This is a genomic window from Brasilonema sennae CENA114 (assembly GCF_006968745.1).
GTDB classification, from domain to species: Bacteria; Cyanobacteriota; Cyanobacteriia; order Cyanobacteriales; family Nostocaceae; genus Brasilonema; species Brasilonema sennae.
In genome coordinates this window covers 4,709,943-4,733,691 of sequence record NZ_CP030118.1, presented here as the reverse complement: position 1 = coordinate 4,733,691, position 23,749 = coordinate 4,709,943, and the positions used below count along the sequence as shown (strand labels likewise).

General features: G+C 43.6%; 27 protein-coding genes, 6 pseudogenes and 2 riboswitches. Of the genes and pseudogenes, 17 read left to right on the top strand and 16 right to left on the bottom strand.

Going from position 1 to position 23,749, the window contains the following annotated elements; translation table 11 throughout:
• Positions 1–54: 54 nt before the first annotated feature.
• The 3 genes from DP114_RS19995 to DP114_RS19985 all read right to left on the bottom strand — a co-directional run bounded on the left by DP114_RS19995 (position 55) and on the right by DP114_RS19985 (position 1,936).
• Entirely contained in the window at positions 55–1,077 is a 1,023-nt protein-coding gene (locus DP114_RS19995) for a methyltransferase domain-containing protein (RefSeq protein ID WP_171976947.1), read from the bottom strand.
• Between the two features lie 113 nt (positions 1,078–1,190).
• Positions 1,191–1,406, bottom strand: coding sequence for a hypothetical protein (locus DP114_RS19990; RefSeq protein WP_171976946.1), 216 nt, complete (start codon positions 1,404–1,406; stop codon positions 1,191–1,193).
• Positions 1,407–1,468: 62 nt separating this feature from the next.
• Positions 1,469–1,936, bottom strand: coding sequence for a hypothetical protein (locus DP114_RS19985; protein WP_171976945.1), 468 nt, complete (start codon positions 1,934–1,936; stop codon positions 1,469–1,471).
• Between the two features lie 53 nt (positions 1,937–1,989).
• On the opposite strand from DP114_RS19985, the gene DP114_RS35805 reads away from it, so the two are divergent.
• Positions 1,990–2,112 carry a hypothetical protein gene (locus DP114_RS35805; RefSeq protein WP_256379273.1) on the top strand — a complete coding sequence of 41 codons (123 nt, stop codon included), beginning with the start codon at positions 1,990–1,992 and terminating at the stop codon, positions 2,110–2,112.
• A gap of 299 nt (positions 2,113–2,411) precedes the next feature.
• Here the strand turns inward: DP114_RS35805 and DP114_RS19980 are convergent, their stop codons facing one another.
• Entirely contained in the window at positions 2,412–2,555 is a 144-nt protein-coding gene (locus DP114_RS19980) for a hypothetical protein (RefSeq protein WP_171976944.1), read from the bottom strand.
• 335 nt (positions 2,556–2,890) lie between these two features.
• Positions 2,891–3,033, bottom strand: a riboswitch (cobalamin riboswitch).
• A gap of 320 nt (positions 3,034–3,353) precedes the next feature.
• On the opposite strand from DP114_RS19980, the gene DP114_RS19975 reads away from it, so the two are divergent.
• Complete coding sequence (locus DP114_RS19975; RefSeq protein ID WP_171976943.1) at positions 3,354–5,609, top strand: ribonucleoside-diphosphate reductase subunit alpha; 2,256 nt, start codon at positions 3,354–3,356, stop codon at positions 5,607–5,609.
• Positions 5,610–5,730: 121 nt separating this feature from the next.
• A complete protein-coding gene (locus DP114_RS19970) occupies positions 5,731–6,789 on the top strand; it encodes a ribonucleotide-diphosphate reductase subunit beta (RefSeq protein ID WP_211178714.1) in 1,059 nt (352 codons plus the stop codon).
• Between the two features lie 138 nt (positions 6,790–6,927).
• On the opposite strand, the gene DP114_RS19965 is transcribed toward DP114_RS19970, so the two are convergent.
• Genes DP114_RS19965 through DP114_RS19955 form a run of 3 tightly spaced genes read right to left on the bottom strand, consistent with a single transcriptional unit; the run spans position 6,928 to position 8,401 of the window.
• Positions 6,928–7,413 (bottom strand): PIN domain-containing protein, encoded by a 486-nt coding sequence (locus DP114_RS19965; protein WP_169268171.1) that lies wholly within the window; start codon positions 7,411–7,413, stop codon positions 6,928–6,930.
• A complete protein-coding gene (locus DP114_RS19960; RefSeq protein ID WP_169268170.1) occupies positions 7,410–7,655 on the bottom strand; it encodes a UPF0175 family protein in 246 nt (81 codons plus the stop codon). The genes DP114_RS19965 and DP114_RS19960 overlap by 4 nt, the downstream gene beginning before the upstream one ends.
• Before the next feature lie 35 nt (positions 7,656–7,690).
• Entirely contained in the window at positions 7,691–8,401 is a 711-nt protein-coding gene (locus DP114_RS19955) for a LuxR C-terminal-related transcriptional regulator (protein ID WP_171976942.1), read from the bottom strand.
• A 91-nt stretch (positions 8,402–8,492) separates the two neighbouring features.
• On the opposite strand from DP114_RS19955, the gene DP114_RS19950 reads away from it, so the two are divergent.
• The 5 genes from DP114_RS19950 to DP114_RS19930 all read left to right on the top strand — a co-directional run bounded on the left by DP114_RS19950 (position 8,493) and on the right by DP114_RS19930 (position 11,347).
• On the top strand, positions 8,493–8,921 hold the full coding sequence (locus tag DP114_RS19950; RefSeq protein WP_171976941.1) for a DUF6220 domain-containing protein: 429 nt from the start codon (positions 8,493–8,495) through the stop codon (positions 8,919–8,921).
• 9 nt (positions 8,922–8,930) lie between these two features.
• Positions 8,931–9,353: an MAPEG family protein gene (locus DP114_RS19945; protein WP_171976940.1), complete on the top strand. Its 423-nt coding sequence runs from the start codon at positions 8,931–8,933 to the stop codon at positions 9,351–9,353.
• A 257-nt stretch (positions 9,354–9,610) separates the two neighbouring features.
• Positions 9,611–10,615: a hypothetical protein gene (locus DP114_RS19940; protein WP_169268166.1), complete on the top strand. Its 1,005-nt coding sequence runs from the start codon at positions 9,611–9,613 to the stop codon at positions 10,613–10,615.
• 143 nt (positions 10,616–10,758) lie between these two features.
• Complete coding sequence (locus DP114_RS19935) at positions 10,759–11,136, top strand: GIY-YIG nuclease family protein (protein ID WP_171976939.1); 378 nt, start codon at positions 10,759–10,761, stop codon at positions 11,134–11,136.
• A gap of 4 nt (positions 11,137–11,140) precedes the next feature.
• Positions 11,141–11,347: a hypothetical protein gene (locus DP114_RS19930; RefSeq protein ID WP_169268164.1), complete on the top strand. Its 207-nt coding sequence runs from the start codon at positions 11,141–11,143 to the stop codon at positions 11,345–11,347.
• 172 nt (positions 11,348–11,519) lie between these two features.
• On the opposite strand, the pseudogene DP114_RS35170 reads toward DP114_RS19930, so the two are convergent.
• The 4 genes and pseudogenes from DP114_RS35170 to DP114_RS19905 form a co-directional block, all read right to left on the bottom strand.
• Positions 11,520–11,997: pseudogene (locus tag DP114_RS35170) on the bottom strand (DUF4346 domain-containing protein).
• A 149-nt stretch (positions 11,998–12,146) separates the two neighbouring features.
• Positions 12,147–14,399, bottom strand: a complete 2,253-nt coding sequence (gene metE / locus DP114_RS19915) for a 5-methyltetrahydropteroyltriglutamate--homocysteine S-methyltransferase (RefSeq protein WP_171976938.1) — start codon at positions 14,397–14,399, stop codon at positions 12,147–12,149.
• Positions 14,400–14,844: 445 nt separating this feature from the next.
• Positions 14,845–15,225, bottom strand: a complete 381-nt coding sequence (locus DP114_RS19910; RefSeq protein WP_171976937.1) for a DUF1636 domain-containing protein — start codon at positions 15,223–15,225, stop codon at positions 14,845–14,847.
• 337 nt (positions 15,226–15,562) lie between these two features.
• A riboswitch (cobalamin riboswitch) is annotated at positions 15,563–15,706 on the bottom strand.
• Complete coding sequence (locus tag DP114_RS19905; protein ID WP_172195251.1) at positions 15,706–15,858, bottom strand: hypothetical protein; 153 nt, start codon at positions 15,856–15,858, stop codon at positions 15,706–15,708. Its footprint overlaps the riboswitch before it by 1 nt.
• Positions 15,859–16,079: 221 nt before the next feature.
• Here DP114_RS19905 and DP114_RS19900 point away from each other — a divergent pair, with 221 nt between their 5' ends.
• From DP114_RS19900 to bcp, 3 genes are all read left to right on the top strand, one after another.
• A complete protein-coding gene (locus DP114_RS19900; RefSeq protein WP_169268159.1) occupies positions 16,080–16,541 on the top strand; it encodes a GNAT family N-acetyltransferase in 462 nt (153 codons plus the stop codon).
• Between the two features lie 179 nt (positions 16,542–16,720).
• Entirely contained in the window at positions 16,721–17,227 is a 507-nt protein-coding gene (locus tag DP114_RS19895; protein ID WP_171976936.1) for a pyridoxamine 5'-phosphate oxidase family protein, read from the top strand.
• 95 nt (positions 17,228–17,322) lie between these two features.
• Positions 17,323–17,844: a thioredoxin-dependent thiol peroxidase gene (bcp, locus tag DP114_RS19890; RefSeq protein WP_171978241.1), complete on the top strand. Its 522-nt coding sequence runs from the start codon at positions 17,323–17,325 to the stop codon at positions 17,842–17,844.
• A gap of 116 nt (positions 17,845–17,960) precedes the next feature.
• Here the strand turns inward: bcp and DP114_RS19885 are convergent.
• Positions 17,961–18,722: pseudogene (locus DP114_RS19885) on the bottom strand (TonB-dependent siderophore receptor); the annotation flags it as partial.
• A 110-nt stretch (positions 18,723–18,832) separates the two neighbouring features.
• Here DP114_RS19885 and DP114_RS19880 point away from each other — a divergent pair.
• On the top strand, positions 18,833–19,090 hold the full coding sequence (locus DP114_RS19880) for a hypothetical protein (RefSeq protein WP_171976935.1): 258 nt from the start codon (positions 18,833–18,835) through the stop codon (positions 19,088–19,090).
• A 73-nt stretch (positions 19,091–19,163) separates the two neighbouring features.
• On the opposite strand, the gene DP114_RS19875 is transcribed toward DP114_RS19880, so the two are convergent.
• Complete coding sequence (locus DP114_RS19875; protein WP_171976934.1) at positions 19,164–19,394, bottom strand: hypothetical protein; 231 nt, start codon at positions 19,392–19,394, stop codon at positions 19,164–19,166.
• Between the two features lie 228 nt (positions 19,395–19,622).
• Here DP114_RS19875 and DP114_RS19870 point away from each other — a divergent pair.
• From DP114_RS19870 to DP114_RS19855, 4 genes and pseudogenes are all read left to right on the top strand, one after another.
• Positions 19,623–19,865: pseudogene (locus tag DP114_RS19870) on the top strand (transposase); the annotation flags it as partial.
• 632 nt (positions 19,866–20,497) lie between these two features.
• Positions 20,498–20,713: a hypothetical protein gene (locus DP114_RS19865; RefSeq protein WP_171976933.1), complete on the top strand. Its 216-nt coding sequence runs from the start codon at positions 20,498–20,500 to the stop codon at positions 20,711–20,713.
• A gap of 47 nt (positions 20,714–20,760) precedes the next feature.
• A complete protein-coding gene (locus tag DP114_RS19860) occupies positions 20,761–21,015 on the top strand; it encodes a hypothetical protein (protein ID WP_169265349.1) in 255 nt (84 codons plus the stop codon).
• Positions 21,016–21,551: 536 nt separating this feature from the next.
• Positions 21,552–21,779, top strand: a pseudogene (locus DP114_RS19855) (transposase domain-containing protein); the annotation flags it as partial.
• A 119-nt stretch (positions 21,780–21,898) separates the two neighbouring features.
• Here the strand turns inward: DP114_RS19855 and DP114_RS36375 are convergent.
• A pseudogene (locus tag DP114_RS36375) lies at positions 21,899–22,021 on the bottom strand (WD40 repeat domain-containing protein); the annotation flags it as partial.
• Positions 22,022–22,444: 423 nt separating this feature from the next.
• Positions 22,445–22,702: pseudogene (locus DP114_RS19845) on the bottom strand (flotillin family protein); the annotation flags it as partial.
• Between the two features lie 159 nt (positions 22,703–22,861).
• On the opposite strand from DP114_RS19845, the gene DP114_RS19840 reads away from it, so the two are divergent.
• Positions 22,862–23,383 (top strand): hypothetical protein, encoded by a 522-nt coding sequence (locus tag DP114_RS19840; RefSeq protein ID WP_172195122.1) that lies wholly within the window; start codon positions 22,862–22,864, stop codon positions 23,381–23,383.
• On the opposite strand, the gene DP114_RS19835 is transcribed toward DP114_RS19840, so the two are convergent.
• A partial coding sequence (locus DP114_RS19835) for an alpha/beta hydrolase family protein (protein WP_216669925.1) occupies positions 23,375–23,749 on the bottom strand: 375 nt, incomplete at its 5' end. The genes DP114_RS19840 and DP114_RS19835 overlap by 9 nt on opposite strands.

Below are 23,749 nucleotides of genomic sequence, written 5' to 3'. Positions count from 1 at the left end.
GCGTTAAAATCCAATTCGTTCTGAGTTAAAGTTGTGTCGGGTTGGGTGCAAGCACTAATTCATATTTACATTCTGCAATGCCGCCGAGGATGAAGGAGTTTGGTTGGCAAAGTTTTGGTCTTTCAATTCTGTGCGTGAGTTTGCCCGCACAGCGCGGAACATTCCAAATCGACATAACCCTACACCAAACGCCAAACGCATCAACAACAACGTCGGCACCTCGCGCACAGACTTGATAAAACCAGACAGTCCAAAACGCAGAAATCCGCTTGGTCGAATCACCCCTTGCCAAATCGAATCCAACCAAGAAGGAAGCGTTTCTTTTGTCCAGTCTGCCGTAATCACTTCCCCCTCGACAAATCCCGTCGCTGCCAAAAGCTCGGCAAAGCCTTCAATACTGGAAAAAGCTGGATGAGACCACTGATCAAGGAGTTGTTGCATGACTGGTTTTTCCCAGAAATTTAGAGGTTTTTGGCGGTCATCCCTCTGATTCCAGTCAGCTACAACCAATATTCCACCAGGCTTTAGCACCCGCATTAATTCAAGCGCAAAAACGGCTTTATCGGGCATGTGAGGACCTGCTTCAATCGACCACACCACATCAAAACTGGCATCTGGAAACGACAACGCCATCGCATCATCGACTGCAAACTGGGCGTTTAGCCCTTGGGGCGTTAACTCCTGAGCACGCTTCACTTGCTGTGGACTGATCGTAATCCCTGTGACGGCAAACCCATAATCTCGTGCTAAAATCCGGCTGCTGCCCCCGATACCACACCCAACATCTAACACGGTAGTACAAGGGGGTAATTTATCTAAACCACCCCATTTAACCATTTCATGTACAAAGTCAGATTTAGCAGCTAGAAAATCCTTCCGTCGTGGCGGCGAACCGTAGTGACCAAGGTGAATGTGTTCCCCCCAATAAAACTCTAGGATGCCGTCATTCGTCCATTGATCGTAGGAATTGGCGACTGTGTTTGAGGATTGATACTTACGGGCACTCAGGAGATAACCGCCAATTCCAATCACCAAAACCACAAGAAAACCAATTACAAAATATAATAAAGTTGACATTGTTTTGAACGATCCTGTACGCCTACCCTAGATAAAATTTTGGCACGAATCCCGTAGCCATGAATTTTATAGCATGAACTCTTGACCTATTTAATTCCAACTGCCTGTGCAGTTCAACTCATCGGTCGTCTGGAGATGAACCGAATCAGACGAGCGCTCGCAATGGAAATCGTCCTAGACATCGACATTGCTATGTTTTGAACACCTCGAATAATTTTCCCTTGAAGTACCCAGGGCTTCTGTTTGACTTCGGGGAGAGCTGTTTGTTTGACAAAGGGATGAACAGCAGTGGGAATCTTCCCAGTTCGGTGAAGATAGAATTTCGGCATGATGAAAAACCCGAGTAAAAATCTAGTAAAGATGTGATTTGAACATTAAGGAACTCTATGTATCAGTAGGTAAAACGATTGGCATTTGTATCTTCTGAAAAATTGGGCTGGGGCTGAAATTCTGTCCATCTTTTGCAGACCTGTTCATAGCATTGGGGTGGGGTGATGGGTAGGTTTTTCAGGTAAAAGAACGTCGCTTGGTTAAAAGATTCCAGCAATAACAAGACTTCGGTAGTAGGATTGTAAGTATCCACGGCTTCCAAAATATGAGCATTCATAAAGTGATTGCGCAAAATTACGGTGTCGGGAGCAGCTAACCAAGCATTTAAGAAGGCAGCTATACGAATACGTGGTATAAAATAAACTTTGAAAGTTTCCCCTGCTACTCCAATTGCAGGGGAATTGGTGCTGCAAACGATGACACCGCGTTCGCCTCCCAAATACCCCACCCAGGCGTTGTAACCAATCACCAACAAATTTGTGGCAATCAAGCCTTGCTGCCAGTCCAAAGCATCGGAAGTATGACTCATTGATGCCTCCTTAAGGGGGTTAAACAGAGTAGATGGCGTTGCAGATTAAGAATATGAATTTAGTCTCCCTTGGTAATATTTACTTTGGTAAAATTTTGGCTGCATCAACCATATTTTTAATTGATGGAATCACCCACAATCAGGATTTACCCAAATTTGTTGGACGGGTAAATTAGCAATTCTCGTGCGTAATTGGGAAAGCATTTGTTCGGTAGTGGAACAGGAGTGCGTACGTCACTCGCTAGCCCCTAAGGGGCAAAGCTCGCCGGGGGGAGTATCCCCCCGGCAGACTTTGGCGCTGCGCAAACGCTCAAATTCAAAATTCGTCTTGAAAAGTTTGCTACGGAGGGAAACCAACGCCAGATACCTACGGAGGGAGACCCTCCTGCAGTACTGGCTCCTCCTGGCAACTTTCCGCAAAATTAAAGAGAATTAGTGGGAGCGCGTGTACCGCCACTAATTGAAGACCACCAAATCAAAGATTATGGTGAACCAGTGCTTGATGAGGGTTTCCCGACCTAGGCATCTGGTGAGACAGCGCTGCAGGAGGGTCTCCCTCCGTAGGCGACTGCGAACCCGAAGGGAGAACCCGATAGCCGTAAGGCGTGGCGTTAGCCATAGGGTGGAGCCTTGTACCCAGAATTAATGAATTCAAAATTATTCTTCATTTTGTTCGCGCAGCGTGCCCGCAGGGCATACTTTGAACTTTGAACTTTGAACTTTGAATTCAAAAAAGGTCACAATTGGTGCATCCAAAAACGCAATTTATACTTCAAATTAATCGCCTACCGTCTTATAAAAAGCTGCAATTTGTAGCGTCTTGATATGTGAGCCTCGGAGAATGTAAAGCGTAGTCGTTGTAGAAAAGTTCATAAAAATACTTATCTGTGCCTCGCAGATCTACAAAATTTACAAGTGACCCTGAGCGTTTGCGTAGCGCCCCCTTAGGGGCTAGCCGAAGGGTCAACTGCGGCGGGCGTTCTGACTCACAAGGCAAGCCTTGATTACAGCTGCGGGACAGCGCCGGATTCACACCGGACTTTCCCCGTTACCTCTAGTGGCTGTTCCCCACTAGAACCGAGATTCTTTTGAATATTAACACAACTTTGACACTCTGCAGTCTAAAGACGAAGCTCCCCCGCTCTCGGCTTCTTTTAGGTGGTTTGCTTGCCTAAAAATCAATAGTCGATCTATACTGGCATTCGTTATTCATCGGAGCAAGTTTCATTCTTTACCAAAACTTGCTCTGTTGTTGCTATTGGACAATTATTGTAAATTTTAATGAAGTGTGAATTTTTTAGAGTTACCAGCGTTCAATCACATTGACATGACAATTTATCCACATTGCCTATTCTAATTGACAATTTTTTCCACTTTTTGCAATTATTTTTTCTACAATTCATCTACCCCTTCTCCTATGCAAGCTCCATCCACACTCTCAGAGGACTCCACAACGGATATCCATGTTGTTCGTCGCGATGGTTCGACGACACCGTTAGAAATTAATAAAATTCGCACAGTGGTTAATTGGGCTTGTCGCCGAATCCAAGTAAATTCGATTGCCCTAGAAGCACATCTTACAACTCGATTACGTCCTGGCATTACGACGCGAGAAATTCAAGATAATTTAATTCGCTGTGCCTTGGATTTGTGTAGTCCACAAGAACCTGATTGGCGCTATGTGGCAGGACGTTTACATATTTGGAGTTTGTGGAAAGATACTAAAGTTAGTCGTGGCTATCAGTATGGACAGTATGCTCGGACTGTACAAGCAAAAGTTTTAGAAGGGCAGTATGATCGCCGGATCTTGATCTACACTCCAGAAGAGTTAGAGATTGCTAACACTTGGATCAATCCCGACTGGGATACCGATTATGATTATGCAGGAGCGGTATTACTGACGAAGCGATATCTCCTGGCGAATGAGTTACCCCAAGAAGCATTTTTAACTTGTGCACTCTTGATAGCCTCCGTAGAAGCACCAGAAAATCGACTAACCTGGGCGCATAGATTTTATGAGGCGATCGCCCGTCGTCAAATATCTTTAGCAACGCCCATTCTGGCGAACTTGCGGATTCCCAATGGTTCTCTTGCCAGTTGTTTCATTACGGCGATGGATGATAATTTGGAAAGCATTTTTGGCAGTATTCATGATGCGGCTCGGATTTCCAAAAATGGTGGCGGTGTGGGCGTGAATCTGTCTCGTATTCGGGCAACAGGCAGTTGGGTGATGGGCAAAGCCAATGCATCAGGTGGTGTGATTCCTTGGATTAAATTGTTGAATGATACGGCGATCGCAGTTAATCAAGGTGGACGCAGAGCAGGTGCTGTCACTGTGAGTCTGGATGTTTGGCATTTGGACTTACCCGAATTTTTGGAAATGCAAGCAGAGAATGGTGACGCGCGACGCAAAGCTTATGACGTGTTTCCCCAACTGGTTGTCAGTGACGAATTTATGCGGCGAGTAGCAGCAGATGAGGAATGGACATTGGTTGATCCCTACGAGGTGCGAACTCGTTTAGGTCTTGAACTGGCAGAATTATGGGGTGAAGCATTTGAGAATACATATCATAAAATTGAAGCTAGTTTAGAAAGTGAAATTACACTTTACAAACGGGTGAATGCTCGTCTTTTATTCAAACAGGTGATGCGAACCCAATTAGAAACTGGGATGCCTTATTTGTGGTTCAAAGATACCGTGAACCGAGCGAATCCCAATCAACATGAGGGCTATATTCCTGGTGGAAACCTGTGCCAGGAATCCTGGTCAAACGTGAAACCTGGTGAAGAGAGTCATACATGCAATCTTGTGAGTATTAATCTAGCAAATCTAGAGAATGAACAGCGAGAAGAGATTTGTCAGATTGCAGTACGTATATTAGACAATACGATTGAACTCACCTCACCACCCTTTGCTGCTAGTGCCACCCACAACGCCAAATATCGCACAATTGGGGTAGGCTGTATGGGATTAGCCGACTGGCTCAGCATACGTCATCTCACCTATACCCGTCTTCAGGAAATCAGTGATTTATTTGAAGATATCGGTTATTATTGCACAGCAGCATCAATGGAACTGGCGAAGGAAAGGGGGGCGTATCCTGCTTTTGCGGGTAGTGAATGGAGTAAGGGACATTTAATAGGAGCAAAGCCTGTGGATTGGTTTTTGCAACACGCAAGTCAACCAGAACGCTTCTCAAAACTGAGTCAGGATATCAAACAACATGGTATTCGCAATTCACACATTACCGCCATTGCACCCAACACTTCTTCATCTTTAGTTCAAGGTTGTACAGCCAGTGTATTGCCCGTTTACAGCAAATTCTTCTATGAACAATGGGCAAAAGGTACTGTCCCTATCGCACCACCTTATATTCGGGACAATTTATGGTTCTATGTCGAAAATAAGACAATGGATCAGAAAAAAGTGGTGAGAGCGATCGCCACAATTCAACAATGGATCGACACTGGAATTTCAATGGAACTGCTGTTTAACCTGAATGCTGGAGTCTATTTCCCTGATGAACCTGAGCGCTGTCTGGTGGCTGTTGATATTTTTGAAACCCTAATGCTGGCTTGGGAATTGGGTTGTAAAGCAATCTACTACATTCGCACTGTGCAGAAAGATAGTTTCAAAGAATCGAACGAGCAATGTGTTGCTTGTGCAAACTGAACAGCAGTCATCAGTAAACACTTAACAGTTATCAGTTATCAAGCATAGGCAATGGGCATTGCCCCTTGCCCAATCCCCATTGCCCAAATTAAAAGTGAAAACTAATCAAAACAGAATTAAAATGTACCAACCAAGACAATCATTAATGCCGATTAATCCCGTTTTTAATCCGAACGGGAGTGATGATACAGGAAACCGTTTGATATGGTTTGGGGAGACTACTAACTTAATGCAATTAAACGACGTTCGCTACTCGTGGGCTGTGTCTCTCTACCGTCAAATGCGTGAGAACTTCTGGGTTCCCGAAAAAATTGATATTACTCAAGACGTAACAGATTACGTCAATCTCACCCCTAAAGAACGACGTGCATTTGATGGCATCCTCAGCTACCTGACGTTTCTCGATTCGGTGCAAACCTGTAATGTACCTCACATCAAAAATAGCGTCACCGCACCCGAAATTGCACTGTGTATGGCGGAACAAATTTCCCAAGAGGCAATGCACAATCAGTCCTATCAATACATTATTGAAACGGTGATTCCGAGCGATCGCCGAACACACGTCTATGATTTTTGGCGGAGCGATCGCGTTCTCAAACAACGATGCGAATTTATTGCTAGACTATACCAAAAGTATGTTGATTACCCGACACCAGAGAATTATTTCGTCTCACTGTTAGCAGATTACTTGTTGGAAGGATTGTATTTCTACAACGGGTTTATATTTTTCTACAATCTGTCCTCACGGATGCTCATGTCTGGGAGTGCCGATATTTTTAGAATGATTAACCGAGATGAACTTTCCCATGTTCGGCTGTATCAAAAATTGATTCCAGAAGCGATGCAAATTTTCCCCCACAGCCGTGAACAAATCTATGAAATGTTTGCGAACGCCGTTGAGCATGAATGCAAGTGGACAGGACATATTGTCGGAGATGATATTCTTGGCATTACGGCAAACAGTACAGAACAGTACACAAAATATCTGGCAAATACTCGCTTGAAGGCGATCGGTTTAGAACCATTATTTCCAGAAGCTATCTACAAGAAAAGTCCCTATGCTCACTTGGAACGTTTCTCAGATACCAAGAAAGAAGGCAACACGAAAGCAAACTTCTTTGAAGCAAGTGTGACTAGTTACGTCATGTCCTCAAGTGTTGAAGGTTGGGATGATTTCTAAGAGGGGTTTATAAAATACTGGTTTAGATGTAGAGACGCGAGATATCGCGTCTTTAAAAATGCGTCGGCTGCTTGTTGTTAATAGTCAAGTTTACTTTGCGTGTATCCTACTTTTACTTTGTTGACACGTTCTTTGGTTCTACTCTCCTGCTGCTTGCAAGGTATCAGCATAAAGTTTATTACTAACACGGAAACCTACCTGTAGGATCAAGTCATCAAGTACAGGTTTCACAGTTGGGATCAGCCCTTTGTGTTTAGCTTCAATTAGAATTCCTAACAGCCCAGTAATATTGAGTCCATATCTGGACGCGACTTTTCTGCCACGTCGTTCGTCTAGTAGCAGCAAATCTGCCCCTAACTCAATAGCCAAAACAATAGCTTCTGCCTCGCCTTGATCTAACTCTGCTAAGAGTGATGTTACCAAGGTACGGTTAATTACCTGTTGGTGTTGAATCCAGGATAAGGTTTGTACTTCACTAGCACCAGGCACTGCATAGTCTAGATTTACCATCTCATCGTAAACTGCTTGGGGAATGATGATGTTGCTGTAAAGTTGTTGCAACAGATTTAGTTGTCCAACAGCAGCAAGGTTAGTGATTGGTGAAGTGTCACAAACAACAATCACAGTCTGCCCATTTCCCGTAAAGTTTTTAGGTCAGCTTCAAACTCTTCAACATCATAATGAATACAAATTCCGCGACTAGCAATTTCGCGTTGAAACTCAATTAAATTCATTTCTGCTAAACGACGCGCTTTCCCAATGCTGATTTTTTCTTGTTGGAACAACATAATCGCAATTTCTAGCTTTAATTCAGCTTCTGAAATTCCAGCTGCAGTAAGAATGTCATCGGGAATAACTACACTCATTGTGTTTTCTTTAAATAAGGTTTACCATTTTCAGCTTAGACGATTCCTGTGGTTAGCCTTTGGGTGTTCACTGAAAGTTGTGCAACCATCTGTGCACGCGACGAAACCTCAAGCTTACGGAACATTCGCTTTAAGGCTTGCTTAACAGAATTTTCCGTAATCCAAAGTTCAGTCCCAATTTCTGCGTTAGTTCGCCCCAAAGCAACCAACTCTGCTATTTCTAATTCACGAGGCGTTAAGCGATTGGTTCTAAAGGAGGGGGGAAGCGATTTTCCTGCACAAACACTTTGTGAACGCACTGTCGCAGTCCAAACAGATAAGTGCAAGCAGATGGCACTCAAATCGACTAGATTTTGGGTATCAAAGGCAGGCATTGACTTTTCACGTGTGCAGCCTACTACACCCACTAATTGACCGCGATTTATGATTGGTCCTGCCATCACATGCCAATGATCCGGACGAGGACAGATTAATTTCCAAGCCTTGGGTGATGTCACTAATGCTTCGTGGACAGGAGCATGACGCTCCACCAAATAACGCGCCACAGGATTATGTTCGATTGAGAGTGCAATTTTCAATATTTTCTGAAGATTGCGATCTATTAAGGGCAGTTGGTCGAAGAAAAAAATCCCCCATCGTTTCGCTGCAAAATACTCACCAATTTTTGGCACGACTTGCGATCGCAGATCATGTTCGCTATGAGTTTGGTTGATGGCTTCAAACAGAAATCCCAAAGAACTAGTCATAAGTGAAGTGGTCTCAAGTGTACCCGATCGAGGTCTAGAAGCATCATCTGTACTCAGTCTATATTAGCTTTAATCTTAACAATCACTTGATATGACCATCAATTCGGAAATTGATCGTGATCGCGCTCCCATCCGTTCGATGCAAATCGGCTTTTATGCGACTTCAGTCATCTTTAACCTCTGCTTGATTGCTCAATTATTAACGGTTGGAGTCGCTTACTTTGTTAATCCTGCATGGTGGGATATTCATGTTTGGCTAGTCCGAGCATATAGTGGACTGTCATTACTATTACTGGGATGGTCGTTCATCACCCCATTCTCACCCCAAATACGACGTCTCACCGCAACTCTACCAGTGCTGCTTGGACTACAATTTTGCAGCATTCATCTCAAAAGTCCTTTACACCTAGAGGTACTACATCCTTTAATTGGATTTGCGTTACTCTACGTTTCTTCAAGTGTTGTACATCGTGTATGGCGCAGTCTATCGCCCACCCATCAGCAAAATGAGCAAGTTTAAGAGGTAGAAATGACGCAAGATGCAATCTTTGGTCCCTTCTTCGCAACAGTGTTTCTGACACTCCTAGTCTGGGTGTATATGTACATCCGCCGGATCAGTTTCATCACAAGCCTAAAGACTCGCCCGCAAGACCTTGATCCTGGCACACTGGCGCAGATCTCGCCACCAAACGTATCCAATCCATCAGATAACCTAAAAAACCTGTTCGAGATTCCGGTACTTTTTTATGCACTCGTGCTATACCTGTTCATCACAAAGCAAGTGGATGCAGTGTATGTGAACGCCGCATGGCTATTTGTTATATTTCGCACATTGCATAGCGCCGTGCATTGCACATTCAATCTGATCATGCTTCGGTTCTACCTCTACCTATTTGCCACACTCGCGGTGTGGTTCATCGCGATTCGCGCAGCCCTTGTCCACTTCAGCTGAGGTTACTAGCCGCCGCTTATCTTGGTCGTTAGGTGACTTGAATCCTTGGTGAAGGCAGTGACCTAAATCCTATCTGTCAGTATTTTGCGCGGTTAAAATATCGGGTATATTCCTCACTTTTTAGCCATTTGTGAAACAAGATCATGACTTAACAAGGCAAGAAAAAAGAAAAATCTCAGGATAATTTAGATGAGAAATTACCAACTTGGGCAGCCATTATTAAACTGATTATAGAAACGATCGATAAACTAATTTGGTTGGTAGTACTTGGTATTATTGCTGCAATCGTTGGAACTCTTGTTGTCTCGCAACACCCAAAAGTTCCCGCGATTCTTCCTACCGATATACCCGTGATCAATCCTGTGCGTTGGGACAAGGTTGATCAAGCAATTCGCTCTGACTTAGAGACTGCACACAATAAAGTTGAGCTCGCATCTAAGAAATTAGATGTATGGACAGATGAGTTGATGGTGAAAGTAGACAACAGTTTTCTTCCTTGGTATTTCGGGTACTGGAATCAGCAAGTTTTTGGTGTACAATCTCTATTCCAAACAGCTTATCGATGGGTTAATGGCAATGCACTCACCGCTGAGGAAAAGCTCAATCAAGTTGTTGAGGCGGAGTTTACTAATCGAGTTTTGCAACCACAAATTGCTCAACTTCAAATCCAGAAGTTAACTGATGAGTCTCTCAATCTTTATATCAATACTCTTCAAAGTGAGCTTGATATTACTCAACATCGCTTCAAAATTCCTCAAATAAGGTGGCAGCGATATCTTCAAGACATCGCACTGGTGACACGCGCAACTGAAAGTAATCGAGGTACTTCACTCGCCTTTAAATCAGCAGGTGGTACAGCTATTGTTGGAGGAGTAGCTGTGGAAAGAGGTTTGGCAAAAGTGGCAGGTAAAACTCTCACTAAGACTATAGGCAAGTCCGTTGGTAAGTTCACTGGAAAAACTGTTGCCAAAGTCATTGCTAAAGCAGGGGGAACTGCTGGTGAAGCCGTGGGCCAAGCGATTGCTGTTGCTACTGCACCAATTGTAGGTCCGATACTTGGAACAGTGATTGTTGCTTGGGACTTGATAGATCACTACCAAACACGCAAAGTAAACGAACCAATCTTGAGAACGCAAATAAAACAATACCTGACGAGTATGAAAGCTATCATTCTTAATGACAGCAGTACTGGGTTCATGTCTGCAATCCATGACTTTGAAGTGCAAGTTTCAAAATCATTTTCTGCTTCTCAAAACACATAAGTTCTAATTAACTGCGCTCAATAGTTAATGTGACAGCGTGTCTAGGCAAACTTATAGCTAAATAATGAGTGCCTGGACGCGCTTACAGGTTGTGACAGAATTTATGAGAACATGATTTGTGTGCAATTAGCCTTCTTGCTTTCATGCCAACGAACGATTCTGAACTGCAAATCCAAGCGCGGAGAATTCTAGACGAGATCGCCTTTATTCCCTTTGAGCAATGCCAGCCCTTAAGCCGTGGGTTTGAGAATATTCCTCCTCGTCCTGGCATTTACGCAATCAGGCACAGGACTGACGGATTACTCTACATCGGTAAAACTAAAAGCTTGCGGGGTTGTTTCAGTGGCGGGCATAAAGCTTTTCTGTGGGCATGGCTCGACAAATATGACGATGAGGATGTGCGGATTGCAATGCAGTTGATTTCGCACTGGGAAAGCCCTGCGTTATTATTGGAGCTAGAAGCGATTATTTTAAGAGCCACTGAACCACCTTACAACGTCCAAATTCCGACGGAGATGTAAAGTTATGCAAGCCAAACTTCAAGAACAGCTTTCTCCTGCTGATGCCGAAGCCATCTTAGGACGCTTGCCTGAACGAATTCGCGCCGCTCTAGTTGCTCGTGCGGCTGAAATCGAATATCCTATCGAAGCAGTGGTTGAGATGGCGATCGCTAGCTTTCTTGATACAGAGGCGTTAGGTTTTGCAGATTGTAAACCAGGACGTGGACAGTAAGGTTGTGTGTGAGCAGATCGGTAAATGAGAGGGCGATCGTGGCGGTCTAACAATCCAAATGCAGCGGACGGAATAAAGATGGTTGGTTGAGATGACAAAGAAAGATTATCGGTGTTGTCGCAAAAGCGATCGGCAACCCATCAACCGCACCGTTAAATCATCACAAGCCTATTTAATCTTGTACATAGTCTTGTCCAGTCACCAATGCCAATTCTGCTCGCATAAACTCACGTCCTAAGTAAGCCGCATGATCCAATCGCCTGACTGGGCAGGGTTTTGTTGACTCAAATAGTTGAATACAAATTTCTTTGGCAGTTCTTCCTGTAAACAGGGTAGTTGCTTGTCTTTGCACTTTGACAGTTGCAGGAATGGGCTTTCCGGTTTCTGGATCGATCGCTAATCCTTGCTCATTAATTTCATTGGTAAAATGTTTCGCGCAGATTACAGCGATTTTCATCTATTTGAACCACTATTTTTTATAGGGGTACAAGGCATTGCGCCCCGGAGAGTGTGGTTTATTTACCCGAAAACTGCTGTAAGCCTGCTCCCGGATCTAAATAGATGATAAAGTAACCTGCTGGATCGAGTTCTAAAAATCGCTTGGATAGTTTGTCGTCAATTGCTGTAATTGTTTCTACTGTTGTGATCATCATTTTTTAACTCCAAAACAAAAAGCACCGCACAAATGCGGAGAACGCACAGAATAGTGTAGATAATGAGGCTTTATTGTTAGGTTCCACAATAAGCCTCTTGCAAAAGTCTTAAAGCACTCTTGGACCTTAGTCTGAGGCTATTACTGCTATCTCGGAGTTGCGTTAACTTCCTCCCGCAAGACTTTGGCGGCTTCTACCATGTTTTTCATTGAGGGAATCACCTCTTCCCAACGCCGAGTTTTCAAACCGCAATCTGGGTTCACCCAAATTTGTTTTACGGGTAAATTAGCAACTCCAGTCCGCAATTGCTCTAAAATCTGTTCAGTTGTTGGGACTACGGGACTATGGATGTCATAAACTCCATTACCAACTTGATGTGAGTAGCCACCTGATGTTATTTCTCGCAAAGTTTGATTATTGCTGCGACTATTTTCAATCGAAATAACATCAGCATCTAACCGTTCAATATCCTTGATAATGTCACCAAATTCGCAGTAGCACATGTGGGTATGAATTTGAGTTTGGGGTTGGGCTACTGCTGTCGCCAAACGAAATGCATCCACAGCCCAAGAAAGATATTCACTCCACCGTTGAGGCTTTAGAGGTAAACCTTCACGTAGCGCTGGTTCATCTACTTGAATGACTTTTGCACGAGCAGCTTCCAAATCCGCTACCTCATCCCGCAACGCCAAAGCAATTTGAAAAGCTTGTTCTTGACGAGAAATATCCGTCCTGGTGTAAGACCAATTTAAGATAGTTACAGGACCTGTCAACATCCCTTTGACAGGTTTTTCAGTCAATGATTGAGCTACTTTAAACTCACGCACTGTCATAGGCGCAGTACGAATCACATCACCGTAAATAATTGGTGGACGAACATAACGGCTACCGTAACTTTGCACCCAACCATTTTCAGTGAAAGCGAAGCCTGATAACTGCTGTCCAAAAAATTCCACCATGTCGGTGCGTTCAAATTCACCATGAACTAGAACATCTAACCCTAATTCCTCCTGTAGTTTAATACTCTTGGCAATTTCAACATCAATTGCAGCTTGGTACGCTTCCTGACTCAACTCGCCCCGTTTGTAGCGCACCCGGAGTTGACGTACTTCAGAAGTTTGGGGAAAGGAACCAATTGTGGTTGTCGGGAACAGAGGAAGAGGAATTTGGGAATCAAGACGCAATCCATAGGATAAGGAGCGCTGAAAATCATCAATCTTCAGAGTTTTTCTTCTTTCTTGAATTGAGTGATTTACTGGACTAAACTGCTCGAATTGACTCCAGCTTGACTCAAGAAATTCTTGCTCTGTTTTGGTATTGTCTCCTATGATTGTTCGAGCCAATAACACCACTTCTTGAAGTTTCTGTTCTGCAAAACTTAAAACATTTCTTAATGCTGATGGCAGTTGTTTTTCTCCTTTAGCATCGTAGGGAACAAACTGCAAAGAAGCTGATGGCTGAATATCTAGAGACTTTACATGTAAATTGTCTACAATCTCTTGCAATACGGAGAGAACTTGTTCTGGACGAATTTGCCAAATGTTTCTGGCATCTATAATTCCTAATCCCAGTCGCTTATCTTCAGGGAAACCGTAAGTTTTGATTAACTCTAAGTTTCGTCCGCGAGTGAAGTCCAAACTAATTGCGCTGACTGGTAATTCTATGACCCAAGGATAGGTTTCCCCTAAGTCATCAAAGTAAGTAACTAGGTGTAGGGGTAGTTCTACAGACTCAAGTGAGTTATAAACTGTTTGAAAGTGTTTTTTCCAGGAATTGGCATCACCCAAAACTAAGGCAGGTTCGTGCATTTGCACTTCGTCTACTCCCAGATTTTTCAGTTCTGTAAGTAGGTTGATGTAAAGTGGTATTAGCTTTGATACCGCCTCGTCAATATTTGATTCTAGTTTGCTTAAGCGCAGGAGTGTACAGGGACTAAGTATAATGGGGATTGCCCTTTTACCTAATATCTTTTGGGCGCGCTGCACTGTTTGTAAAAAGTCGCTGAAATCTGCTGACAGGATTTCTGAGGCGATTTCAGGGACAAGATAGTGATAGTTAGTATCGAACCACTTTGTCATTTCAAGAGCGGGAATTCCTTCTTTCCCTCGTGCCATTGCAAAGTAGCGTTCTAAGCCGGAAAACTGTTGGAAGGGTTCGGGAATTAAACCAAAACGAAACGCCCAGTCAAGTACATGATCGTAGAGTGTGGTATCTCCAATCCCAATTTTTTCAATTCCTGCATCTAACTGGGTTTTCCAGTTAGCTTCTTCAACTTCTGTTACTGTTTGTAACAACGATTCTGCTGCTATCTTTCCACTCCAAAAGGCTTCTAGTGATTTCTTGACTTCCCTATTTTTACCAATACGGGGATAGCCTAATGTTGCACTTTTAATCTGCATAAGTTTATCTTATTAATGAAAACTAATGATTTGGGTACTACAGCGCCGCTACAGTAGTCAAAAAGGAGGCAAAAAACCCGGTTTCTCTCTGTCGAAAAACTTGAGATCTCGTATACTCAACTCAAATAAACCGGGTTTTTGGGATTAATGTACCGGCGCTCTAGGGATTGGGAACTGAGAACTTTTAGTCATACCGAAATCCGCTTTTCTAACCCCCTTTTAACCCAGGCGATTAGAAATCGCGCGCCAGGTGCTAACTCCTGCGGAGACGCTGCGCGTTCGCGTAGCGTGCGCCTTGCGCTTACAAGTCGGCAAAGCTGCCCAACGCACTGGCTTGACTACACAAACAAAGTCCGCCTACGCGGACTAAATAACAAAGGGGGTATTAGATCCGGATTTGGTATCAGTCCTCAATGAACAACAAGTTAGGTTTAATTTCGCCCACTTAATTAAGTGGTGGAATCTTTGCCAAAATCCCCTTTTTCAGTGCTTGGGGTCGTTCTGACCAAGGCAGTGAACCATCGGGTTTAGCGTAGTATTGACTGGCACATTGCAGAATGGCTTCGGCGCTACTGTCAACTGGCAAATCGCCAAACAAATAGGTTAATTTATCTTGGGCAGCAAAGGCAATGACACAAGAGCGATTACAAGCACTCATGCATTCAACTCCCTGAATTGGGAAATTATTTCGCAATTCCCAGTTTTGCGCAAGTTCCTGAAGCTGCTGTAGTAGTTGTTGACCACCACTTTCACCAACTCGCTTGCCGTCTTGCCAGGTGCTAGCACAAGTCGTGCAAACAAATAAAGTATGTTGTTTGTTGCTCATTGATTTTGAAGTGTATGGGAGGAAGTTCAAACCGCAAATCTCACACAGTGTTGCCAACACCAAAGTCCAGCCCTGCTGACTGTGTGAAAACTATTGCAAAAAATTCTTAACTATCAAGAACAACTCTAAACATTTACACCTAGAAAAAACTAGTACGAATGAGAGCTATACCTAGAGTCGTAATTTTTACCGTCAACTAATCGTATATCCGTGCCTATTGTAGCAAGACATCATCTTGAATGCATCTGTGCCACTATGAGAACGTGAAGCTGGCAAATTGTATAAATTTGTAAAAACATTCATGGGATTGTTCATCTGTACCTCGCAGACGTGCAGAACTAACAAGTTAACTTCGGCGGGCATCCTGGCTGAGAGATACTTATCTCCTTTACAGTTGCGGGACAGCGCCGGATTTACACCGGACTTTCCCCCTTACCTCTAATGGCTGACCCCCATTAGAACCGACTTTATAACAATACCTTACCATACTTCTATCCCACAAATGTCGTCAATCACAATCTTGGGAAAGTCATCGTTTTTCCACGAGTCCTGCGTGGTTTTTTGACCAAATTTGACTTTTGCAAGAGGCTGATTGTGAGCGATCGCGCCTTGCGCGGCTCCCTGCTGGAGCATCGCCTTCCTTATAATTGCTTTGTTTTGCAACTGATCTGTCACGCCAAAACAAGTGGATACAGTTGAAACATAGCGCTTCTCGGTTGCGTGCAATACACAACTGTAGAGACGTTACATTTACGTGCTCTACATTATTCGTAGTGGTGTATGTGATTCAAATGAGAACCGCTATATAAGCCAGTGGATAAATTCCTTAAGCGTGACATTAATCAAGAAAAACTATGAAACAGAACAATGTGTCCTTGCCAACTGAGTGTACGCTTCGCAGTGCAACATCTGAGGATATCTGGTCTATTCGGTTGTTGGTACTGCGCGCAAAACTTGACCCTACCCAAATACGATGGCAGCAATTCTGGGTAATAGAATGTAACAAGCAATTAATCGCTTGCGGACAATTACGCAACTTCTCTGGTGCCCAAGAACTCGGTAGTTTGGTTGTCTTACCAGCTTGGAGAAGTCGAGGTTTGGGGAGTTTTCTGACACAGCATTTGATTACCCAGGCGACTCAACCACTTTATTTAGAGTGTCTGGGTGAGAAACTGGCGCAGTTTTACAGTCGCTTTGGTTTTGTGGCAATTTCCTTTGAGGAGTTACCACCATCTCTCAAACGCAAGTTTGGATTATCTCAATTAGCAAAGAAGTTGATAAAAGTTCCTGTTGTGTTTATGAAGTATCAAGAATAGCTTTTTTTATTTATTTACCTCCATTTACGTACCTCTTCTGGCGGCTAAACTCCACCTTTGGACTCAAGTCACTGTTGTATGCAAGCGCTAACACTATAAGAGAGCTTTAGTGTGCCTAGAATTGACTTGCAGTAAAGTGCTCATATTCAAACTAGATAGTACAGACAAGAGTAGAAAAAATGACAGATTCCGAAAACCGTAACGAACAAATTAAGAAGCTACGTGAACTGATCAAAGATATTGACATTGGGATGCTGACTACAGTAGATGAAGACGGGACTTTGCGCAGTCGTCCGATGTCAATTAACTCAGAGGTCGAACCTGATGGCGATCTTTGGTTCTTTACCTACGCCAGTTCTCATAAGGTAAGAGAAATTGAGCAGCAAGAGCGAGTCAACGTCAGTTTTTCTGATCCACAAAAGCAGAGCTACGTTTCAGTGTCGGGTTCAGCTCAATTGGTACGCGATCGCGACAAACTACAGCAGCTGTGGAAACCACAACTAAAAGCTTGGTTTCCCAAGGAACTAGATGAACCTGATATTGCTTTGCTCAAAGTTAGTGTAGAAAAGGCTGAGTATTGGGATGCTCCTTCGAGTTTTGTCGCGCACACAATTGCACTGGTGAAGGCGATGACAACAGGAGAAAAACCCAATGTTGGCGAAAATGAAAAAGTTACTTTGAAATAATCAAAAAGTAAGATAATCGCAACACAAAAACTCGGGTTCTTTGAGAAACCGAGTTTCTAGTATTCTGTTAAAGATATTATCTAGATAATTGTATGGTGAACAACATACCTCAACAGGGGCAAAAACCTCCTGATTTCTCTGCGATAGATCAAGACGGTAACCAACTTAGTCTAGGTGATTTCTCTGGTCAATGGGTGGTCCTTTATTTCTACCCCAAAGATGACACTCCTGGTTGTACCACTGAAGCTAAAGATTTTAGCGAGTTATCTCAAGACTTTAGTAAATTAGGAGCGAAAATCTTGGGTGTCAGTCCAGATTCACAAAAATCTCATTGCAAATTTATTAATAAGCATAACTTATCAATAACTTTGTTAAGTGATCCAGAGCATCAAGTTGCTGAAGCTTACGGTGCGTGGCGATTGAAAAAGTTTATGGGTAAAGAGTACATGGGTGTAGAGCGTTCAACTTTTATCATCGCACCTGACCAAACAATCGCTTACACTTGGGCAAAGGTGAAAGCCAAAGGTCATGCAACTGCTGTGCTGGCTCAATTGCGAGAATTGATAGGCTCAGATCTTGCACCAGGGCAAACGCATGTAAATAGAGCTGATATATGAATAATGGGTTTGTTGCTTGCCCTTGATCGTTTACCCTGTTCGACGCCGACTCAAAATAGTCAACCTCAAACAGATTCTTGAAATTAATCGCTGCCCGGAACCCGTTTCGTTTATGGTCAAAACTCCCAGCGAATCGTGCCCTGCACTGTGAATGGATCGCCATAGAAAAGACCTATGCTACTATTCCTGCTAGATTCAAAATAGTCTACATCAAACAGATTCTTGAAATTAATCGCTGCCCGGAATCTATCTCGTTTATAGAAGATAGCAGCATCGGTGCGGAGATAACTCGGTAATTCAAACGTATTGTTTAGATCTCCTTGTCTATCGCCGACGAAAAACAATCCTCCACCAACGCCAAATCCCTTGAGACCACCCGATTGAATTTCATAGCTTGTCCAAATGTTAAAGCTATGTTTGGGAATATTACTCAGCAAGTTGCCTACTGGAAAGTCGTTGTCCTTGGTAATTGTTGCATCCGTGTAAGCATAACCTGCAATAATGTTCCATCCTGGTAAAATTTCCCCAGCAATGCTGAGTTCAACCCCCTTGCTGCGTTGCTCTCCTGTTTGGATTGAGAAGTCAGGATTGACTGGATGGGTGGTCAAGACATTGGATCGGGTCAAGTCGTAGTAGGCAAGAGTCGCAGAAAGTCTATTGCTGATATCTCCTTTGATGCCTACTTCATAGGAAGTGCCGCGTTGTGGCTCAAATGAACCGCCACCAAATGCGGTTCCAGTGTTTGGGATAAATGCACGACTATAGTTAGCATACAGCGAAATCGCCGGAATCGGCTGGTAGACAATCCCAACACGGGGGCTAAAGGCATCGCTAGAGAAATTTTCTTCGGTATTGTTCTGCAGATCTCGTGAGGTCTGATTGATCGTTTGTACTATACGGTTCTGATGTGTAGCGATTGCGCGGGATTTTCCCATTCGGATTGGGTAAGACAGTCCCAATAGCCGGAACCCCATTTTGACCATACTTTTTGGGTAGTTGCAAGCTAGCAGCAAGTGATGTTTGTAAAACCAGTTCCAAACCTCTGTTTGTAGGATTTGCCTTCACCAAGCTGATTTGTACAATTCGTTCAGCAGGTGTCGTTTGTGGGGTTGGCGCTGTTTGTGGGGTTGGCGATTGCACCAACATTCTGGCACTACGAAGTGGAGGCTCTATCTCACTGACTCGTGGAATTCTGCCAGAGGTTTACTTCCCCGATCCTGCTTTGTCTTGGGTAGCTTTATTCTGATTCATATCATGTCCGGCTAATTAGTTGTGATTACAAAATCTGTGCAAAAACCGGGAAATTCTCTTTCTCCCTGCTAAGAGCCCCCTGCTAAGAGCCGTCTTAATGATAAGTCTTTCACCGGACATGATATCACCCCTTTTTTCAGGGGTTCACCATTGGCTGGAGCAGCTACCCTTTGAGCCAGATTTGGAGCTAAATTTTCCCGATCTTGTGCATATCCAGGCCCAATGGTAAAAGCACTACCGCATCCCAATAAACATATTGCTAGCCAATGAACACTACCAGCAAACTGCCAACGCTTCATAACAACTCCCTACACACACACCATTTCACAAAACTTTGAAATTTTAGATTGACAAGGCAGCTTATCTCCTCCGGAGACGCTACGCGAACGGGTAAGAAGCAACAACCCGAAACGTGCCGCCCCATATCTGTAAGACAGGCGCTTGAGTATAGTTCTAGAATTTATTTTTCTGCACGACTCAAGTCGGGGGCTTTAAACCCTTTTTTAGATTCTAGATTTTAATCCAAAATCCAAAATCTAAAATCTAAAATTGTCTCGGTAATGGATAATGCCACATTTCATAAAGGTGGTCGTATTCAAGAATTGATTCAAAATGCAGGTTGTGAGCTATTGTACTTACCCCCTTATTCTCCAGATCTAAACTTAATTGAAAAATGTTGGTCTTGGTTAAAGAGTCGAATCCGTAAAAAATTGGGGCAGTTTGATTGTTTACGAGATGCCATTGAGGATGTCTTGCGCTTTGCGTCCTAACCGCATTGGCGGTTGCTATATATAGAGAGAAATAAATTATCACTACCTAAAAATAATTAATGATCGCTTCTATTGATAACGAAAAATAGTTAATTAACAATCATCCGACTAGTCCTGTAGGATGGCTGATTTGTACGGGAATAGCTCAACTATCGAGCGAATGTAGAGAGTGTAAACGTGAGAATCCCTCGTCGGGGCCGATCATCTGGGATTAACGAAGTAACGCACCATCTAATTCCGCTCTGAATGACTTAATAATGGTGGGTTAGCGTTAGCGTAACCCACCTACAAAATTCTACTCACTCCAAATTCCCTGCGGCAATTCTGGACTATTACTAATGGAGAAATAACGATGAAACTTCCAACTCAAGCTCAACCTGTTGTCAGAAAAGTTAGCAGAGCAACGATACTAGGCGGTGGTATGGTTCTGAGTCAAGATTGTGAGATGGAGTGCTTCCGTAAGTGTCTCCCAATAGCATTAAATTGTGCAGTGCGCGAAGGAGATTGCGGCTTTTCAGAATGTTTGACAAACTGCAAGAGGAGTAAATGCCCGTAACTGCTCGCCGCAACACAGAAGTGCGATTAGAACTCGACATCAAACAATCATTTATAAATACCAAGGAGAAACAATCATGACTACTACAAAGATTCAACAATTTCAAGGAACCTCAAAAGAAGGGGATTTTCAATCTGCTCTTGAGGAAGCCATTAGTGTAGCGTTCGAGGCTTTGCAAGGGAACATATCAGATTTTCGCATTGCATGGAAACTCGTTGAAACATCAGGTAGCAAAGGTGGATTGTTAGGAGAGCAAACGATTACCGTGACGATAGAAGCCCAACCAAGTTAGTGCGATCGCTGCTTTTGTAGTGCGTGAAAATAATGGAGGAAAAAAAGATGGAAACTTTACATGGGCTTGTTCTCACCGACATTAGTGCAACCATCACAGTCACTAGCAACGGTTGCACTAAAAAAGATGACTTTAAAATCGAACTCACAAAGTCATTGCCTCCCATCGCGACCTTCATCCGAGTGAAGCCTGATAATTGTGATGCGGTTGCACACAGCATTGACCTCGTCTTCTCTCTCAAGGAAGTTGGGGCTGCTGAGTTCAAAGTGGCTAACCCATTCGTACCTGGTCCGGCAAAGTAAGGCACTCGCTCATGTAGGACGATTGATAAGGGAGCGATCGTTCATGGATGAAGAATGAGGTTCAAACGAGCTGAAAAGTTAGAATTAACAAACGCATTGCTATTTGAGAGTGAAATTATCTCAATTATCGAGTGCTAAAAAAAGTAGATTTACCAACTTATAAATTATTACAGCAGTAAGTAATTGTTTCGGCAGTTGCTCACTGCTGCTTTTTTATAAGATTTTTCACATTCATCTATTTCTCCTGATTGAATAAACTACAAATTATATAGATAGAAACAAATTATCAACGCCTAAAAATAATTAATTATCGCTTCTATGAGTCAATACGGTTCAGTTAAGGCTGAAAGTCATGTAAATTAAATATTGTTGCAAAGAATGGAGATAGAGTGTGGTACATCTCAAAGATTTTTGCTTGATGTCTCCTAGGATACAAAGTAATGATGTACTCAAAGCGATAGAAACAGCCATCCCAGCAACGGCAATCGAGCAGGCGATTCCTAGCCCCTAAGAGGGGCGGCACTCTCGGACGGAGAGCTACGCTTAACGCCAATACAGAAACTGATGATCAACGAAGGCGTTCGTTACCAGCGGGCTTGGTGGTTTGTCTGATAATTGCAATGAGCCTATGGTCGTCAGATTCGATGCGAGATGTACTAAAGAATTTAATAGACGGTCTTTGTGAGGCATGGGTGAAGGTGGGCAAATATTGGCGTATGCCGTGCAAATCAGCAATTACTCAAGCACGACAGCGACTAGGAGCAAATGAGAAAATACGGTCACCAAGAGACTTTCAAGTCTGTTAAGCGTTCGGGTGTTCCTTGTTCCCTGCTATAGGAGCAAAACTTGACTCCACTAGCTCTCCTTCTATTAAACAAGCTACCCAAAGTTTAACGGTTTTATCCCAACTACCACTCGCTAGTAGCTCACCATCTGGGGTGAAAGCCATTGATTGTACTGCATGAGTGTGTCCAAAAAGAGTGCAAATTTCTTTACCTGTATTAAGGCAAAGACATCAGATGCGATACGCGCCCCTTGCGTCTGTTGATCTGCGCGATCATGTGTTTCAGTTACTGAGAACATTAATCGTGAAAAGACTTAACACAAAAAACGTCTTCCTCTATTAGACTTATCTTTTTATTCTAATATCCATTTCAATAGGAAGACGTTTCCATTATCTTGCGACTTTAAACTATGTATAGTTTTCATATGTTTGACAAGGATGCGGTGCATTTACTAGCTTTTTTGAGTATTTATTTCATACGTTTTTTTGGTTCATCATCGTAAGGGATGCATCTATTATCTTTTTCCTGACTTTAGCAAAAGTTCTACATAGGTAATAAACTCTAGGATATTGAGGCACTAGCAGTGGATAACTACTAGTGCTTTTTTGTGATTATTTTTGTTGAATCAGTTGTGACAATTCGTCTTACTTAGCGATATTTCCATCTAATGGAAAATCAATAACAACAGGCTGATGATCGTTTGACGATGGAGTTGGTTCTGATGTGGTTGTTGGTTGTGATTTCGCCTGCAAAGGTATTGTCTTTTCATCAAGTTTCGCAGTTTGATTCCATAAAATCATGGAGAGTAGCCCATCAACTAAGCTATTAGTGCTGCCATTGTTACCACCAACTAGAACATCTGGAATGAGGCGGACATTGCGATCGCCTATAATCTGCATCATCTAGGAGTCATAAATCATTTGTGAACAACAAGATTCCTGACTTCTAAAACAAGTCGTAGGTTGGGTTGAACGGAGTCAAACCCAATAATATCAAACGTCTGTTGGGTTTCGCTTACGCTCTACCCAACCTACCATTCTACTTCTTCCCTACAACGCCAGGTGCCTCAAGTCGGGGAACCCGGACGCCCTTCGGGTATCTCCTGCGGAGACGCTACGCGTAAGTCCCAAAGGGACACGCTTACGCGTTCGCTCTTAGCGTGCGCTTGCGCTTACGCCCAAGCCGCGTGCGCTTTGCGCTTACGCAGTCGCCTAGGTCGGGAGACCCCTTCGGGTTCGCCAGATGCCTGGCTGTCGGGAGACCCTCCCGCAGCACTGGTCTCACCTCCTGCAGCGCTGTCTCACCAGATACCTAGGTCGGGAGACCCTCTGGGTTTGCGTAGCGCCCCCTATGCCTGCGGCACGGCTACGCCTATCGGGGCTAGTTGCCACAACGCGCTTAACCCGACGCCCTTCGGGTTCGCCAGTCGCCTACGGAGGGAGACCCTCCTGCAGCGCTGGTCTCACCAGATACCAAGTGAGGGAAACCCTCATCAAGTACTGGCTCCGCAAGGCACAACTCTTGGCAGTACTGGCTCCCCACAGCACTGGCTCCTCCTACACCCCTACACCCTTTCAAACTAAAGGTAAAGTATGACGCTCAAAGAAGTCCCAAATCGTCTGAGTTGAGTCTAAACCGAGGTCTTTATTGAAGTCATTTACATCTTTATCAGTAGAACTACCACCGTACCAGAGATGTCCGCCGTTGACTACAGCTAATTCTACAACCTCGGAACCAGCGCTACAACCGGAGTAGGAATAGGTTTTAAGTTTTGAGCGATCGCGGCTTGCGCGGCTCCCTGCTGGAGCATCGCTCTGATTCCCAGCCAAAAATGTATCATTTTTGGCAGTATATTCCGGACATTGGTTGTGAGTACGCCAAAACTCTATTGCTTCTGGAATAGAAACGAGCGATCCTTTTTGAGTTTTCTTATCACCCTGATAACTGTC

What these genes read in the sequence shown, in the direction of transcription:
- DP114_RS19930 (WP_169268164.1), top strand. Translation starts at nt 11,141, where the DNA reads ATGCAAGCCAAACTTCAAGAACAGCTTTCTCCTGCTGATGCCGAAGCC.
- DP114_RS19955 (WP_171976942.1), bottom strand. Translation starts at nt 8,401, where the DNA reads ATGACTAGTTCTTTGGGATTTCTGTTTGAAGCCATCAACCAAACTCAT.
- DP114_RS19910 (WP_171976937.1), bottom strand. Translation starts at nt 15,225, where the DNA reads ATGAGCAACAAACAACATACTTTATTTGTTTGCACGACTTGTGCTAGC.
- DP114_RS19860 (WP_169265349.1), top strand. Translation starts at nt 20,761, where the DNA reads ATGGAAACTTTACATGGGCTTGTTCTCACCGACATTAGTGCAACCATC.
- DP114_RS19995 (WP_171976947.1), bottom strand. Translation starts at nt 1,077, where the DNA reads ATGTCAACTTTATTATATTTTGTAATTGGTTTTCTTGTGGTTTTGGTG.
- DP114_RS19945 (WP_171976940.1), top strand. Translation starts at nt 8,931, where the DNA reads ATGACGCAAGATGCAATCTTTGGTCCCTTCTTCGCAACAGTGTTTCTG.
- DP114_RS19990 (WP_171976946.1), bottom strand. Translation starts at nt 1,406, where the DNA reads ATGCCGAAATTCTATCTTCACCGAACTGGGAAGATTCCCACTGCTGTT.
- DP114_RS19935 (WP_171976939.1), top strand. Translation starts at nt 10,759, where the DNA reads ATGCCAACGAACGATTCTGAACTGCAAATCCAAGCGCGGAGAATTCTA.
- DP114_RS19905 (WP_172195251.1), bottom strand. Translation starts at nt 15,858, where the DNA reads ATGCTCCAGCAGGGAGCCGCGCAAGGCGCGATCGCTCACAATCAGCCT.
- DP114_RS19865 (WP_171976933.1), top strand. Translation starts at nt 20,498, where the DNA reads ATGACTACTACAAAGATTCAACAATTTCAAGGAACCTCAAAAGAAGGG.
- DP114_RS19985 (WP_171976945.1), bottom strand. Translation starts at nt 1,936, where the DNA reads ATGAGTCATACTTCCGATGCTTTGGACTGGCAGCAAGGCTTGATTGCC.
- DP114_RS19960 (WP_169268170.1), bottom strand. Translation starts at nt 7,655, where the DNA reads ATGAGTGTAGTTATTCCCGATGACATTCTTACTGCAGCTGGAATTTCA.
- DP114_RS19895 (WP_171976936.1), top strand. Translation starts at nt 16,721, where the DNA reads ATGACAGATTCCGAAAACCGTAACGAACAAATTAAGAAGCTACGTGAA.
- DP114_RS19980 (WP_171976944.1), bottom strand. Translation starts at nt 2,555, where the DNA reads ATGGCTAACGCCACGCCTTACGGCTATCGGGTTCTCCCTTCGGGTTCG.
- DP114_RS19875 (WP_171976934.1), bottom strand. Translation starts at nt 19,394, where the DNA reads ATGAAGCGTTGGCAGTTTGCTGGTAGTGTTCATTGGCTAGCAATATGT.
- metE (WP_171976938.1), bottom strand. Translation starts at nt 14,399, where the DNA reads ATGCAGATTAAAAGTGCAACATTAGGCTATCCCCGTATTGGTAAAAAT.
- DP114_RS19900 (WP_169268159.1), top strand. Translation starts at nt 16,080, where the DNA reads ATGAAACAGAACAATGTGTCCTTGCCAACTGAGTGTACGCTTCGCAGT.
- DP114_RS35805 (WP_256379273.1), top strand. Translation starts at nt 1,990, where the DNA reads ATGAATTTAGTCTCCCTTGGTAATATTTACTTTGGTAAAATTTTGGCT.
- DP114_RS19970 (WP_211178714.1), top strand. Translation starts at nt 5,731, where the DNA reads ATGTACCAACCAAGACAATCATTAATGCCGATTAATCCCGTTTTTAAT.
- DP114_RS19975 (WP_171976943.1), top strand. Translation starts at nt 3,354, where the DNA reads ATGCAAGCTCCATCCACACTCTCAGAGGACTCCACAACGGATATCCAT.
- DP114_RS19950 (WP_171976941.1), top strand. Translation starts at nt 8,493, where the DNA reads ATGACCATCAATTCGGAAATTGATCGTGATCGCGCTCCCATCCGTTCG.